The organism is Faecalibacterium duncaniae (assembly GCF_010509575.1).
In the GTDB taxonomy this organism is placed as follows: Bacteria; Bacillota; Clostridia; order Oscillospirales; family Ruminococcaceae; genus Faecalibacterium; species Faecalibacterium duncaniae.
Map to the genome: position 1 here is coordinate 1,614,977 of NZ_CP048437.1, position 14,792 is coordinate 1,629,768.

Sequence of the window (14,792 nt, forward strand, 5' to 3'; positions counted from 1 at the left end):
CGGCAAAAGCCGTTTTCTGCCTTTTCCCACCAATGCACCCCGCATTACGCGGTAAATGCACCCTTTATAATATGTACCATCCAGCGCCCGCTGTCAAGAGGGGTCACTTCGGCAACGTCAAAACGAACCGGTTCATCACTCTGTCCGGTGTGCTGGAGATAATATTCCGCGGTGCGGATGAGCCTGCGCTGCTTGGCAGGGGTCACGGCCGCAGCAGGCGCGGCCAGCGGGTCGGGGCTGCGGGTCTTGACCTCACAGAGCACCAGTGTGCCGTCCGGCTCCCGCAGGATGAGGTCGATTTCCCCCATCCGGGTGCGGTAGTTGTGGGCCACCAGCTCACATCCCTGCTTCTGGTAATACCGCGCAGCCACAGCCTCGCCGGTGCGGCCGGTCTCGGCCCGATCCATCACTTGCCCTCCGGCCAATAGCCCTGCTTTTTCAGGAAGCTGCGGCGGTAGAAGGGCTGGATCCCGTACTGCTCGATCAGTTCATAATGGAGCTTGGTCGGGTAACCTTTGTGTTTTGCCAGCTGATACTGCGGGTACTGCTTGTCCAGCTCCATCATATAGCGGTCACGGCTGACCTTTGCCAGGATCGATGCTGCGCCGATGCTGGCGCTGGTGGCATCGCCCTTGACCACCGGCTGGGCGGGAATCTCCAGCGCAGCCGGGACACGGTTGCCGTCCACCAGCACGAGGTTCGGCACAATGTCCAGCCCTTCCGCAGCCTGCTTCATGCCGCTCATGGTGGCGTTCAGGATATTATCCCGGTCGATGATCTCCGGGCCTACAAAGACGATCTTATAGGCCAGCGCCTTGTCGCAGATCTCATCAAAGAGGGCTTCCCGTTTTTTCTCGGTCAGCTTCTTGGAGTCGTTGATGCCGTACACCGGCTTCTCCGGATCAAGGATACAGGCCGCCACAACGACCGGACCGCACAACGGGCCGCGGCCCGCTTCATCCACACCGGCAAAAAAGCCGTACTGCGCACGGATGGCGGCATCATACTCGTACAGAGGGGCAGAGATCTCCTCGTCAGAACGCCGTTTCATTCGTCGTCCTCCTCGGCAAAATCCGCCAGATCATCCCGCTGGGGCGGGCGCTCCAGAGAGATGCGGCCCCACTTGCAGGCGCGGAACTCGTCCACCAGCATGATGGCACAGCGTTCGGTGTTCACCTCGCCGCCGCGCACCAGCAGACCGCGCTTGCGGCCGATGGCCTCCAGCAGTTCGTAGGGCGGCAGAGCCAGCGTCTCTGCATCCAGCTTGTAGCGCTGGGCCACGAGATCGGGGTAATTGCGGCGCACCTCATCCAGCAGGTTCATGGCCAGTTCTTCCACATCCAGAATATCATCCTTGATGGAGCCGATGAAGGCCAGATTAGAAGCAATGGTCTTGGAATCAAACTTTTTCCAGAGCACGCCGGGCATATCCAGCAGGTCAAACTTTTCGGTGCTGACCCACTGCTTGCCCTTGGTCACGCCGGGGCGGTCGGCCGCCTTGGCACGGGCAGAACCTGCAAAGGTGTTGATGAAGGTGGATTTGCCCACGTTGGGGATGCCGCAGAGCATCACCTGAGTTTTGGCACCACCCATACCACGGTTCTGGCGGCGCTCCAGCAGCGAGGCCAGCTCCTTTTCAATGGCGGTCTGCACCGCCTTGGCACCGCCCTTCTGCTTGGCGCTGATGGCCACACAGCCTGCATCGGCGGCGTGGAAGTATTTGATCCACTCCTCTGTCACAGCAGGATCGGCCAGATCTGCCTTGTTCATCACATAGAGCTTTGGCTTGCGGGCCGTAATGCGCTCCACCTCGGGGTTCAGGCTGGAAAGTGGAATGCGGGCATCCAGCAGCACCAGACTGGCATCCACATGCTGGATCTCCGTCTCCATCATCCGCAGGGTCTTGGTCATGTGGCCTGGGAACCATTGGATGTTATATTGATTTGCAAAGCGGGTATCGTTGTTCATTTTACCACCCCAAAATCCGAAAAGGGCAAAAAGCAGAGCAGCACTTTGCCCAGAATATCGCGTTCATCAATGCAGCCCACATAGGACGAGCGGCTGTCCAGCGAGGCGTTGCGGTTATCGCCCATCACAAACACCGTGCCCTCCGGCACCGTGTACGGAAACGTTACGTCATAGCCAAGATAGGTCGGTTCAGCGATATAGGCTTCCTGCAGCACTTCCCCGTTCACCGAAACCGTGCCCGCCTGATAATCAATGTTCACCACATCGCCGCCTTTGGCAATGACACGCTTGACCAGCGGCTTACCGTAGGCTGTGTAGCTGTCCACGATGACCACATCGCCCCGCTGGGGCTCGTAGCCCGCGCCCCAGACGATCAGCTTATCGCCGTTCTGCAGGGTGGGCACCATGGATTCGCCGTCCACCTGAATGATGCGGAAGAACAGCGAGAATACCAGCACCAGCACCAGCGCGGCGGAGATCAGCGCCTCGTACCACTCAAACACATTCTGTCCGCGCACAGTTTCCTGTGTTGAAGTATGCTTTTCCATTTCCCGATGCACCTCACAATCTTGTCTGGCCCGGAATAAAGAAAAAAGGGACAACAAGTTGTCCCTTTTCTCCCGGTTTTACGCGGGGATCATCAAATATCGCTCTTGACCTTAGCAGCCTTGCCGGTACGACCACGCAGATAGAACAGCTTGGCGCGGCGGACCTTGCCCTTGCGGACAACGGTGACCTTCTCAACGAAGGGGCTGTTGATGGGGAAGACACGCTCAACGCCGACACCGTAGGAAACGCGGCGAACGGTAAAGGTCTCTGCAACGCCGCCGTGCTTCTTAGCAATGACGGTGCCCTCGAAAGCCTGGATACGCTCACGCTCGCCTTCCTTGATGCGAACGTCAACGCGGACGGTATCGCCAACGTTGAACTGGGGCTTCTCAGCCTTGATGCTGCCTTCAGAAATAATCTTCAGTGCGTCCATTTTTGAATCCTCCATTTGTTTTTAGACGTTCATGCACGGCACCTTGCCGTCAGAGGACCGCCCGTTTAATGATATTGTCATTAACCCCGCTGTGGTATCAGCGGACACTAACGCCTTAATAGGATAGCACAAAACGCCCGTAAAATCAAGCGATTTGCCCAAAATAATCCCAAAAATTTTCTGTTCTGCCCAAAAGGCATTCTTTGCCCGGGAAATCAGGCAAAGAGCTGCCGATTCGCCGTCAGGAAGCGCTTGCGCAGGATGCCTGCGCTGGCGGCAGGCAGACCAAACTTTTCTTCCAGAAAGCCGGTGAGCAGCGAGGGATTCAGGTTCAGCTCCTGTGCGGCAGGCAGGCAGAGCTCCATGCAGACACGATCCCCTGCGGTGGTATATTCCACCTGCGGAATGTGATCCTTGAGCTCTACGATCTTTTTGCCCTTTTTGCTGTGCTTTTCCACCGGGGCGCTTTCCAGCGCGTTATACTGTTCCAGCACAGCCGCTGCCGCTGCCGGGTAGGTGATCTGGTAGCAGGCAAAGGCGATGAGGTCAGCCTTCATCTGCACCGGGTCCACATGGGTGATGCGGATGCCGGTGGGCATGATGGCGTTCAGTTCGGTCTGCCACTGGGCAAAGTCCGGGTTCTCAGCCTCGGTCTTGATATCCACGCACTCACACTCGCTCTCCTGCCCCAGCGAAAGCGGGCAGGCAAAGGTCATGTAGATGTGGGGGTTGAAGCCCAGCGTGTGCCACACAGGCAGGCCGCTGCGCTTGAGCACCCGCTGCATCACCCGCTGCAGATCCAGCAGGGAGATGTAGGAGGCCTCATTCTTTTTCTCAAACGAGATTCTGACTGTAATCAAAGCAGGGACCTCCTAACAGATGATTGGCACCGCAGCCATGGCAGGCGCGGTTGCAGGGCTGGGTGGTCTGGGCGGCAAGGGCCTTGTTGTACTCCCGCACCAGATATTCGTGGGTCACACCGTAGTCCATATGGCTCCACGGGGTCACCTCGTCCAGCCCAATGGGGCGCTGGCAGTAGAACTTGGGATCAATGCCCAGATCCTCAAACACCTGCATCCAGGTATCATACTTGAAGCACTCTTCCCAGCCGTCAAAGTAACAGCCTCGTTTGTAGGCTTCCAGAATAACAGGAGCCAGACGGCGGTCGCCCTTGGCGAATACGCCCTCCAGAAAACTGGTGGTGCTGTCGTGATAGTTCACCTTGATCTTGCGGCTGTGGACGCTTTCCAGCAGGTGCTTCTGCTTGGCCTGCAGGCTTTCCTCCGTGTCCATGGGCACGAACTGGAAAGGCGTATGGGGCTTGGGCACAAAGCAGGCACAGCTGATGGTCACCTGCACGCCCCTGCCCTTGGCGTGCCTGGGGTTGGAGTAATAGAGATCTACCACCTTCTGGGCGGTCTCGGCAATGCCCTCGATGTCCTCCATTGTCTCAGTGGGCAGGCCCATCATAAAGTAGAGCTTGACCGAGGAATAGCCGTTGGCAAAGGCCAGTGAACAGGTCTTTTCGATCTCGTCCCAGGTAACATTCTTGTTGATGACATCCCGCAGGCGCTGAGTACCGGCCTCGGCCGCAAAGGTCAGGCCGCTCTTGCGCACCTTGGTGGTCTTTTCGATCAGGCTCTGGGAGAAGTTGTCCATCCGCAGGGAGGGCAGCGAGAGGCTGACGTGCTCCTTGGGGGCCCACTCATTCAGATCATCCAGCAGTTCTTCCAGCTGGCCGTGGTCGGAGGTGGACAGGCTGGACAGGCTCAGCTCCTCATAGCCGGTGTTGGCGCACAGATCCTGTGCCGCCTTATTCAGCAGGCTGGCATCCCGCTGGCGCATGGGGCGGTACAGGAAGCCCGCCTGACAGAACCGGCAGCCGCGCACACAGCCGCGCAGCACTTCAATGCTGGCGCGATCCTGGATGGCACCCACCATGGGCACAACAAAGTTCGTTGGCGGAGCAAACTCGTTCAGATCCTTGATGATGGCCTTGGTGATGACCGCCGGGATGCCCGGCTCGTTGGGGGTAATGGCTTTGACCCGGCCGTCCTCAAAGTAGGTCACATCGTAGAAGGCGGGGATATAGACCCCGGGGATCTTTGCAATGCGGCGCAGCAGCTCCTTTTTGGAGACACCGCCCTCTTTCTTGGCGCGCTCGATCTCGGCGCAGATGGAAGGCAGCTGGTTCTCACCCTCACCCAGCTGGATGACATCAAAGAAATCCGCAATGGGCTCCGAGTTGCAGGCGCAGGGACCGCCCGCCACGATCAGGGGCCAGTGCTCGTCGCGGTCCTTTGCGTAGAACGGAATGTGAGCCAGATCGAGCATGGCCAGAATGTTGGTGTAGGAAAGCTCGTACTGTAGGGTAAAGCCCACCGCATCAAAATCGGTCAGGGGGTCCTTGCTCTCCATAGTGTACAGGGGCAGGTCCAGCCGCTCCATCTCAGCCTTCATATCCAGCCAGGGCATAAAGGCCCGCTCACACCACCAGTTCTCATGGCTGTTGAGCAGCTCATACAGGATCTTCTCACCGAGGAAGGACATGCCCACCTCGTAGGTATCCGGGAAGCAGAATGCAAACCGGACATCCACCTTTTCTTTGTCTTTATACACGCTGCCCGGTTCGCCGCCGGTGTAACGGCCCGGCTTCTGCACCCGGCCCAGCGCTTCTTTCAGCTTGGGATCAAACATCAAGTTCCTCCATTGACAGAACAGTTTTACTTCATTCGTTTTATTGTACCCGATTCTGCCGGGAAATGCAATCATTGTTTTGGAGGCACCACCATCCGCACGCCGCCAGCTGTGCCCCATCCAGCGGCGGGATGGGCAGGAGGTTGAAAGCCCCGGTCAGGAGGTTGGCCGCCAGAAAGGCACTGGCCCGGATGGTGGCCCGCTGTTCCAGCCGAAGCATCCAGAGCCCGGCCAGCACAAAATTCACCGCAGGGCCTGCCGCGGCAAGGAGAGCGGTCTGCCACAGGGTCATTTCCCTGCCCCGGGTGCGCATACAAAAGCCGGTAAGGGTGACTTCAATGACCGGAAACTGCCCAAACAGGGCAAGGTATACCCCAATGTGCCCCCACTCATGCAGGAATGCTGCCAGCAGCCCCAGCCGCAGAAACCCGCTTGCATCGAAATAGAGCAGAACGTACAGCGTCCCGCAGAGCAGCAGTGGGTCCCGGAACACAAGCGGCCCGTACCGGAGCCGATGCCGCATCATGGCAGGCTCAGTGCGGCAGAAGGATCATACCGGATGCCGCCTGTCAGAAATTCAAAGTGCAGGTGTGCCCCGGTGGCACGGCCCGTCTGTCCGGCAGTGCCCAGCCGCTGGCCTGCTGCAACCACCTCCCCGGCCCGGACATAGAGATACTGCATGTGGGCATAGAGCGTTTCCTGCCCGTCTCCATGGGTCAGCCGGACATAGTTGCCGTAAGCGGCTCCACGCCGGGCGGCGGTCACCACGCCGTCCAGTGCCGCAAGGACTGGTGTGCCCTCCCCGCAGGCAAGGTCCACGCCCCGGTGGAAGGCTTTTTCCCCGGTAAAGGGATCCTTCCGCCAGCCATAAGGGTCAGAGACACGCCACGCCGCCGTTTCCAGCGGGAAGCAGAGGATCTGCCCCGGCTTTGCCTGTTTCAGGCTGGCTCCCGCCGGGACATTTTTGCCCGCACAGACCGGGAGCACTCTGCCCGCCAGCAGAATGATCAGCAGCACCGTCAGAGCCAGCACCGCCGCCCGTTGATATCGCTTGTGTTTCCCTGCTCGTCCATGTTTTGCCTGCATCTTTTCGCCCTCCGTTCTGGAAAGTGTATGCAGAAGGAAGATCACTGAGAACCAAAACACCCCCTGGGAGTTTTCCCAGAGGGTGCTTGTTCCGTATTTACCGGCGGAGCCAGTCATGGAGCCGCTGGAAGAGGCTGGGGTGGCCGTGCCGTTCCGTGCGATCAACAGCGTGCGGAATGGGTGTACTCTGCACAGCCGGAGCAGGTGCTGCTTTCACCGTGGCAGGCTGTTTTGCTGGTTCTGCGGGCTGCTCCGCCACCTGAACCGGCTCCGGTCTCGTTTCGGGCTCAGACGGCCGTTCCGATGCCTTTATTTCAGGCTGCTCCGGTTCTGCCGCAGGAGCAGCATCCCGGGCGAGCCAGTCATCCCGGAGCAGATCGTACATGTCCATCTGTCCGTTGACAAGGGGCTCACCGGGGGCCGCTTTCACCTTCTGATAGCTGCCGTCTGCCCGCATCTCCCGGGCATTGACGTTATCCCGCAGCTGCAGCTGCAGGATATTGCTCAGCTTCTGGATGAGGACAGGGTCCTCCACCCGGACACCAACCTCCACGCGGCACTCCGTATTGCGGGTGAGGAAATCGCCGGAGGCGATATAGATGCGGGTGGTCACGCCATCGTAGAAGCTGTAGATGCGGCCATGCTCAAGGTAGCGGCCCACCAGACTGCGGATATGCAGGTTCTCGGTCTTACCCGGCACCTCGGCGCGGACACAGCAGATGCCGCGCACGATCATATCGATGCGGACCCCCGCACAGCTGGCTTCTTCAAGTTTCAGGATGATATCCCGATCCGAGATGGAGTTGTTTTTCAGGATCATGGATGCCGGGCGGCCCAGCTTGGCGGCATTGATGACCCGGTCCATCTCGTCCAGCAGCACGCTCTTGAAGCGTAGAGGAGCCACCAGCATCTTCTCGGTGGTCTCCGTCAGCTTCTGCACGGCAAGGTTCTGGAACACGTTGGAGGCTTCCTCACCGATGCCCAGATCTGCCGTGATGAACGAATAATCGGTATAGAGCTCGCTGGTCTTTTCGTTGTAGTTGCCGGTGCCGATCTGGGTGATATAGCTGTATCCCTGCGGGCCCTTTTTTGTGATGAGGGTCAGCTTGGAATGTACCTTGTAATCATCAAAGCCATAGAGAATGGTACAGCCAGCCTCTTCCAGCTGCTTGGACCAGTCGATGTTGTTCTGCTCGTCAAAGCGGGCACGCAGCTCTACCAGAGCCACCACTTCCTTGCCGTTTTCGGCGGCTTCGATCAGGGCCTGCACGATCTGGGATTCCCGCGCCATCCGGTAAAGGGTCATCTTAATGGAGATGACCTCCGGATCCCGCGCAGCCTTTTTCAGCATCGCGATGAAGGGACGGATGGACTGATACGGATAACTGAGCAGGACATCGTGTTTTTCTACCTCAGCGGCAAGGTCATAATCCTGGGGCGGCAGCATGGGCCGGGCCGAGGGATAGAACAGCTCCGGGTTGCCCTCGGCCTCCATTTTACCGGTGAGCTTGTAGAAGAAGCTCAGATCCAGTGGGCTCTTCTGGGCAAACACCCGCTTATGGCTCAACTCTAATTTATCGCAGAGGAGACGCAGGATCTCCTGCGGAGCCGTGGGAGTTACCTGCAGGCGGACAGCGGCCAGCTTGCGGCGGCGCTTGAGCAGGTCGGCCATGATCTCGCGGTAATCGATATCATGGTCCATCATGCCCTCTTTTACATCAATGTCGGCGTTGCGGGTGACGCGGAACAGGCACTTTTCCTGCACGGCATCCTTGCCGAAGATGAGGGACGCATAGTGCAGCACCAGTTCCTCTGTCAGGGCAAACTCGGTCTTTCCCTCCCGGCGCACCAGGATCAGCCGCTCCATCTGGCTGGAGATAGGGATCATGCCAAGGCTCTGGCCCTCTTTCTCCTTGAGCAGAGCACCGAGGTAGATCTCCTTATTGCGCAGGAACGGGAACGGGTGGCGGTTGTCCACGATCTGCGGGCTGAGGATGGGGAACAGCTCGTTCTGGAAGTACTTTTTCCAGAAGCGCTCCTGCTCCTTATCCATCCCATCGAAATCCACTTTTTTATAGCCGCAGGCATCCAGATTTTCCAGCGCCTTCTCGTAGTATTTATCGCAGTCCTCCTGCAGATGGGCAGCCTTGGGCATGATGGCGTTCAGCTGTTCCTCGGCCGTCATGTTGGTCTTGTTCTCACGCTTGTCTTTGTCCTTCTGACTGCGTGCAAGGTTGGCGCGCTCCTGCAGAGAGCCCACACGCACCATGAAAAATTCATCCAGATTGGAGCCATAAATGGCAAGGAATTTCACCTGCTCCGCCAGCGGGACATTCTTGTCCTTGCCCAGCACCAGCACACGGCGGTTAAAGTCCAGCCAGCTGAGTTCACGGTTGATGAAGATCGTATCCTCTTTCATAGTAGTTTACTCCCTTTTTCCCTGACCTGCGGCTTTCGCCGCAGCGCTTCAGCTCACGTAAGCAAGCCCATCCCACTCTTCCACCACCGCTTCTGTCAGGCCGGGCACGGCGGCGGCCTCTTCCACCGCGGCAAAGCGCCCATATTGCTCCCGGTATTCGATGATGGCCTGGGCGCGCTGTTCCCCCACCCCCGGCAGGGTGCAGAGAACGTCCTGCCCGGCGGTGTTCAGATCGACCCGCGCCAGCTGGATGAGCGGTGTTTCACTCCCGGCTGCACGGCCCGGCCCTGTCTGCCGCGGAACGGCAAACCCAAACGCCAGCGCGACGCACACCGCGCAGACAAGGGCCGCTGTCCACAGAAATCTCTGTTCTGTTTTTGTGAGACTGGCTTTCTTCATCCCATTGTACCCGACTTTCTCTAAAAAAGAAAGCCCTCTGCGGAGAATTTGCAGAGAGCTTTACAATGTTTTTACGCAGAAGTTTCCGCACGGCGCACCATGCCGTACAAAAGCTCTGCCGCTGCACCGGCATCGTGGTCGGTCAGGGTCATCCGGTTGGCGGCAAGGCGCAGTTCAGGCGCGGCATCCGCAGGCACAACGCTCTCCCCCGCCAGATGGACAAGGTCGAGCATCTGGGTGCAGCCGGCCAGCACCGTCAGCTGCTCGGCGGCATAGCCGGAGGGAGGGCAGACGGCGTTGAGCATGGCACTGCCTGAGACAAGGCCCGGGGTAAGCACCAGCGTATCCGGTGCAAGGCGCTCCGCATGCAGGAAGGCTGCCGCGTCCCCCAGCGCCTTTTGCAGCGTGGGCAGAATGGGCATCTGCTTTTTGTCCTGATAGAAAAGGATGCGCAGAACGTCCTCGCCCTTGACATCTGCGGCGTTGCTCAGCACAAAGGGAGTCCACTCCTGCTTGAGGTGGAACACCAGCCCCTCGCTCATCCGCACAGCGCGGGTGGAGCCATCGCGCATCTGCAGGGCAATGCCAACGCCGGACAGGGAGGGCAGCATCTTCAGGACAGACTCCTCCATCCCCTCAAAGCTGCACAGCGCGGTGCCGGAGCCCTCCGAAAAGTTGTAGGCCAGTGTGCCGCCGCAGACCAGTGCGGGCGCACTGAGCCGCACCCCGCCCAACAGAGAGCGGACCGCCCGGGGCGAGCGCTGAGAGAAAACGGTCAGCCTGCCGCCCCTGCTGGCAAAAAGCTGCAGCACGTCCCGCTGGAGCTGGGGCAGATTGCCTGCGGCATCCAGCAGCAGGCTGTCCAGATCACAGAGGACTAAGGTCTGGTCAATGGTCGTCTCTTTCATAGGGTATTTCCTCCTGTGCGCTGACGGAGCGTGGTCAAGAAGCGGGTGAAGTAATCCGGCAGCTCAGAATCGAACCGCAGGTGTTCCCCCGTGATGGGGTGAATAAACCCCAGCGTTTTTGCATGCAGGCACTGCCCATGCAGGCTGGTGATGCAGTTGTGGGGGCCGTACACCGGGTCACCCGCCACCGGGTGGTGGATGGAAGCCATGTGAACGCGGATCTGGTGGGTACGGCCCGTTTTCAGGCGGCACTCCAGCATCGTGAACTCGCCCAGCCGTTCCAACACCTTGTAGCCGGTATAGGCATACTTTGTGTGGGGCTCACTGGCCGGATAGACCGCCATCTTCTTGCGGTCGGTCTTGCTGCGGCCCAGGTTGCTCTCCACAAAGCCCTCATCCTGGGCAAAGCCGCCATAGACGATGGTATTGTAGGCCCGCTCCACGCTGTGCACTGCCATCTGCTGGGAAAGGCCGATGTGGGTTGCATCATCCTTTGCCACCACCAGCAGACCGCTGGTGTCCTTATCGACGCGGTGGACGATGCCGGGCCGGATCTCGCCGCCAATGCCGGAAAGGCTGCCCTTGCAGTGCCAGAGCAGAGCGTTGACCAGGGTGCCGTCCGGGTTGCCGGGAGCCGGATGGACGACCATCCCTTTGGGCTTGTTGACCACCAGAAGGTGCGCATCCTCATAGATGATGTCCAGCGGGATCTCCTGCGGCACAGCCTCGATGGGCTTTGCATCGGGGATCTCCAGCAGGATGATATCCCCTGCCTTGAGCTTCAGGCTCTTGGCCGGGGCCTTGCCGTTGCAGAGCACATGACCCTCAGCCACTAGGCCCTGCAGGGCGCTGCGGGAAAGGCCGGTGTCCTCGCCGCTCAGAAAGCGATCGATGCGCTGGCCTGCGCCCTCGGCTTCCACGATATATTCACGCTGCTCCATGGCTTACTGCTCCTTCGGGCCCTTTTTCGTATCCTCGTGCAGCTCCTCCAGGAAAATGACCAGCACCCAGAGTGCCACACCAACGCAGACACAGATATCTGCAAAATTGAACACCGCAAACCGCATGAACAGCAGGTTGATGTAATCCACCACCTCGCCGTTCAGCACACGGTCGATCAGGTTGCCGATGCCGCCGCCCAGCACCAGAATGAGTGCGGCCTGCTGCAGACGGTTGTTCCGGCTGCGGAAGAACAGCCAATAAGCAACCAGCAGCAATGCTGCGCTGGTTGCAACGATCAAAAACAACTGCTTGCCGCTGAGCAGGCTGAATGCCATGCCCTGGTTGAGCACGAACCGCAGCTCCACCACATGGGGGATCAGCGGCATTGCGCCCACCGGCTGCAAAGCGCTGACAGCCCAGAACTTGATGGCCTGATCGAGGCCGACCAGCGCCGCAACGCACAGCAGATTGAAGATCACAAATGCCATAAAAATACTCCCAACGGCGGCATGCTGCCGCCTGTGTTCTGATACCAAAAAGCGGCGCTCCCTGCTCGAAAGGAGCGCCGCAGCGTTTATTTCAGGAAGGCTTATGCTTCCACCACGCTTGCGCAGCGTGCGCAGAGGGTGGGATGTGCGGCGTGGGTGCCGATGTCCGCGGAATACTTCCAGCAGCGCTCGCACTTTTCGCCGGTGGCATGTGCAGCAGCAACGCCCAGGCCCTCAACAGCGGAGGCGGAACCACCCTCGCCCTTGACCAGTTCCACATGGGAAACGATCATCAGGTCAGCCAGCTCGTCCATGGGAATGCTGTTCAGCAGGTCATAGACGGCATCATTGCAGTACAGGGTAACGGAAGCTTCCAGAGAAGCACCGATGGTCTTTTCTGCACGGGCCTGCTCCAGCACCTTCTTGACCTCGTCACGGACAGCAATGAGCTGTGCCCACTTGGCCTTGAAGGCATCGTCTGCAGCGTACTGGCCTGCCTTGGGCATTGCCTCGAACACAACGTACTTGTTCATGCCTTCGGTCTTGGGCAGGAAGTCCCAGATCTCCTGGCTGGTGAAGCAGAGGATGGGGGCAATGATCTTGTCCAGTGCGACCAGGATCTTGTACATGGTGGTCTGGGCAGCCTTGCGGCCCACACCGTTGGTGCAGTACAGGCGGTCTTTCGTCACATCCAGATAGAAGTTGGACATGGCAACAACGCAGAAGTTGTAGACGGCGTGATAGACCTTGTTGAAGTCATACACATCGTAGCCGGCCTTGGCATTCACGATCAGGTCATCCAGAGCGGCCAGTGCCCAGCGGTCGATCTCCTGCAGCTGGTCATCCGCCACACAATCGGTGTTGGGGTCAAAGCCATCCAGATTGCCCAGAATGAAGCGGGCGGTGTTACGGATCTTGCGGTAAGCCTCGCTCAGCTGCTTGAAGATATTCTTACCGGCGCGCACATCCACGGTGTAGTCGGAAGAAGCGACCCACAGGCGGATGATATCCGCACCGTAGTCCTTGATGATCTCGCTGGGCTCCACGCCGTTGCCGGCGCTCTTGTGCATCTGCTTGCCCTGCTCGTCCACGACCCAGCCGTGGCACAGAACGGACTTATAAGGTGCGCAGCCCTTGGCAGCCACGCTGGTCAGCAGGCTGGACTGGAACCAGCCGCGGAACTGGTCGCCGCCCTCCATATACATGTCGGCCGGGAAGCGCAGCTCCGGGCGCTCCTCCAGAACGGCAGCGTGGGTGGAACCGGAATCGAACCAGACATCCATGATGTCGGTATCCTTGGTCCACTCGGAAGCGCCGCACTTCTCGCAGACTTCACCTGCGGGGATGATCTGCTCTGCCTCATACTTGTACCAGGCATCGGAGCCCTCCTTGCGGAACAGCTCGCTGACAGCCTTGATGGTGGCATCGGTGATGTGGTAAGCGCCGCACTTCTTGCAGTAGAAAGCCGGGATGGGCACGCCCCAGGTACGCTGACGGCTGATGCACCAGTCGTTGCGGTCGCGGACCATGCCCTTCATGCGGTCGTGGCCCCAGTCAGGCATCCACTTCACGGTGTCGATGGCCTTGTAGACATCGTCACGGAACTTGGCAACAGAGCAGAACCACTGCTCGGTGGCACGGAAGATGATGGGGTTGTGGCAGCGCCAGCAGTGGGGGTACTGATGCTTGATGTGCACCTGACCCATGATGACACCGGCTTCGGTCAGGTCGGCCAGAATGGTCTTGTTGGCAGCCCAGACACGCTGACCTGCGTACTTACCGGCCAGCTCCGTCAGGCAGCCGCCGTCGTCCACAGGAACAGTGATGGGCACGTTGTACTTCTGAGAAACATTGAAGTCATCCACGCCGTGGCCGCCTGCGGTGTGGACGCAGCCGGAACCGCTTTCCAGCGTGACATGGTCACCCAGGATGACAGTACCCTCCTTGGGCAGGTAGACGTGATGATAGCGCATCAGCTCGAACTCAGCGCCGGAAACAGGTTCGCCCACGATCTCGTAGTTCTCAATATGGCAGGCATCCATCACGCTCTTGACCAGCTCGGTGGCCATGATATGGTACTCCTCGCCGATCTTGACAAAGGAATACTCAAAGGCACCGTTCAGGCAGATGGCCTCGTTGGCGGGCAGGGTCCAGGTGGTGGTGGTCCAGATCACGAAGTAGGTCTTATCCATCGGGATGCCGTGCTTTGCCAGCACGCCGTTGGGGTCCTGAGAAACGTGGAAGCGGACGAAGATGGAATCGCAGTCGTCCTCACCGTACTCGATCTCGGCCTCAGCCAGAGCGGTGCGGCAGTCGGGGCACCAGTACACAGGCTTCAGGCCCTTGTAGATGTAGCCCTTCTTGGCCATCTCGCCAAAAATCTCGATCTGGCGGGCCTCGAACTCAGGCTTCAGGGTCAGGTAGGGGTGCTCAAAGTCACCGATAACACCCAGACGCTTGAACTGGTCGCTCATAATGTCGATATGCTCGGTGGCGAACTTTTCGCAGATCTGGCGCAGCTCCAGCTTGGAGATGTCCTTCTTCTTCTCGCCCAGAGAGGACAGAGCCTTCAGCTCAATGGGCAGGCCGTGGGTATCAAAGCCGGGCACATAGGGAGCCTGGAAGCCCTCCATGTTCTTGTCGCGGATGATGATATCCTTGATGATCTTGTTCAGGGCGGTGCCCATGTGGATGTTGCCGTTTGCATACGGAGGGCCGTCGTGCAGGACAAACTTGGGCTTGCCGTCGTTGTGCTTGATCAGGTTGTTGTACAGGTCGTTCTTCTCCCAATCCTCCAGCATGGCGGGCTCCTTCTTGGGCAGACCGGCACGCATCTCAAACAGAGTCTTGGGCAGATTCAGGGTACTGTCGTACTGAGACTTATTCTTAGCCAATGGTTACAC

Annotated in this window: 15 protein-coding genes; all 15 read right to left on the bottom strand. The window is 59.1% G+C overall.

Going from position 1 to position 14,792, the window contains the following annotated elements; translation table 11 throughout:
- Positions 1–44: 44 nt before the first annotated feature.
- Complete coding sequence (locus GXM22_RS07835; RefSeq protein WP_005934349.1) at positions 45–407, bottom strand: YraN family protein; 363 nt, start codon at positions 405–407, stop codon at positions 45–47.
- The gene (gene rnhB, locus GXM22_RS07840; RefSeq protein ID WP_005934351.1) at positions 407–1,051 is read right to left on the bottom strand and encodes a ribonuclease HII; all 645 of its coding nucleotides are present in this window, start codon (positions 1,049–1,051) and stop codon (positions 407–409) included. The genes GXM22_RS07835 and rnhB overlap by 1 nt, the downstream gene beginning before the upstream one ends.
- Entirely contained in the window at positions 1,048–1,968 is a 921-nt protein-coding gene (ylqF, locus tag GXM22_RS07845; RefSeq protein WP_005934353.1) for a ribosome biogenesis GTPase YlqF, read from the bottom strand. Before ylqF ends, rnhB begins: the two co-directional genes overlap by 4 nt.
- On the bottom strand, positions 1,965–2,516 hold the full coding sequence (gene lepB / locus GXM22_RS07850) for a signal peptidase I (RefSeq protein ID WP_005934355.1): 552 nt from the start codon (positions 2,514–2,516) through the stop codon (positions 1,965–1,967). Before lepB ends, ylqF begins: the two co-directional genes overlap by 4 nt.
- A 92-nt stretch (positions 2,517–2,608) precedes the next feature.
- Positions 2,609–2,950, bottom strand: a complete 342-nt coding sequence (gene rplS, locus GXM22_RS07855; RefSeq protein ID WP_035394456.1) for a 50S ribosomal protein L19 — start codon at positions 2,948–2,950, stop codon at positions 2,609–2,611.
- Positions 2,951–3,165: 215 nt separating this feature from the next.
- Complete coding sequence (locus tag GXM22_RS07860; protein ID WP_005934357.1) at positions 3,166–3,810, bottom strand: TIGR03936 family radical SAM-associated protein; 645 nt, start codon at positions 3,808–3,810, stop codon at positions 3,166–3,168.
- Positions 3,785–5,647: a TIGR03960 family B12-binding radical SAM protein gene (locus GXM22_RS07865; protein ID WP_005934358.1), complete on the bottom strand. Its 1,863-nt coding sequence runs from the start codon at positions 5,645–5,647 to the stop codon at positions 3,785–3,787. The genes GXM22_RS07860 and GXM22_RS07865 overlap by 26 nt, the downstream gene beginning before the upstream one ends.
- A 40-nt stretch (positions 5,648–5,687) precedes the next feature.
- Positions 5,688–6,173, bottom strand: coding sequence for a zinc metalloprotease (locus tag GXM22_RS07870; protein WP_005934359.1), 486 nt, complete (start codon positions 6,171–6,173; stop codon positions 5,688–5,690).
- Complete coding sequence (locus GXM22_RS07875; protein WP_035394458.1) at positions 6,170–6,733, bottom strand: M23 family metallopeptidase; 564 nt, start codon at positions 6,731–6,733, stop codon at positions 6,170–6,172. Before GXM22_RS07875 ends, GXM22_RS07870 begins: the two co-directional genes overlap by 4 nt.
- 97 nt (positions 6,734–6,830) lie before the next feature.
- Positions 6,831–9,152: a polyphosphate kinase 1 gene (ppk1, locus tag GXM22_RS07880; protein ID WP_005934361.1), complete on the bottom strand. Its 2,322-nt coding sequence runs from the start codon at positions 9,150–9,152 to the stop codon at positions 6,831–6,833.
- A gap of 48 nt (positions 9,153–9,200) precedes the next feature.
- Positions 9,201–9,551, bottom strand: a complete 351-nt coding sequence (locus tag GXM22_RS07885) for a ComEA family DNA-binding protein (RefSeq protein ID WP_005934362.1) — start codon at positions 9,549–9,551, stop codon at positions 9,201–9,203.
- Positions 9,552–9,622: 71 nt separating this feature from the next.
- Entirely contained in the window at positions 9,623–10,459 is an 837-nt protein-coding gene (locus tag GXM22_RS07890; RefSeq protein ID WP_005934363.1) for an HAD hydrolase family protein, read from the bottom strand.
- A complete protein-coding gene (locus GXM22_RS07895) occupies positions 10,456–11,400 on the bottom strand; it encodes an RluA family pseudouridine synthase (protein WP_005934364.1) in 945 nt (314 codons plus the stop codon). Before GXM22_RS07895 ends, GXM22_RS07890 begins: the two co-directional genes overlap by 4 nt.
- 3 nt (positions 11,401–11,403) lie before the next feature.
- The gene (lspA, locus tag GXM22_RS07900) at positions 11,404–11,889 is read right to left on the bottom strand and encodes a signal peptidase II (protein WP_097771174.1); all 486 of its coding nucleotides are present in this window, start codon (positions 11,887–11,889) and stop codon (positions 11,404–11,406) included.
- Positions 11,890–11,990: 101 nt separating this feature from the next.
- Positions 11,991–14,783, bottom strand: a complete 2,793-nt coding sequence (gene ileS, locus GXM22_RS07905) for an isoleucine--tRNA ligase (protein WP_005934370.1) — start codon at positions 14,781–14,783, stop codon at positions 11,991–11,993.
- Between the last annotated feature and the right edge of the window lie 9 nt (positions 14,784–14,792).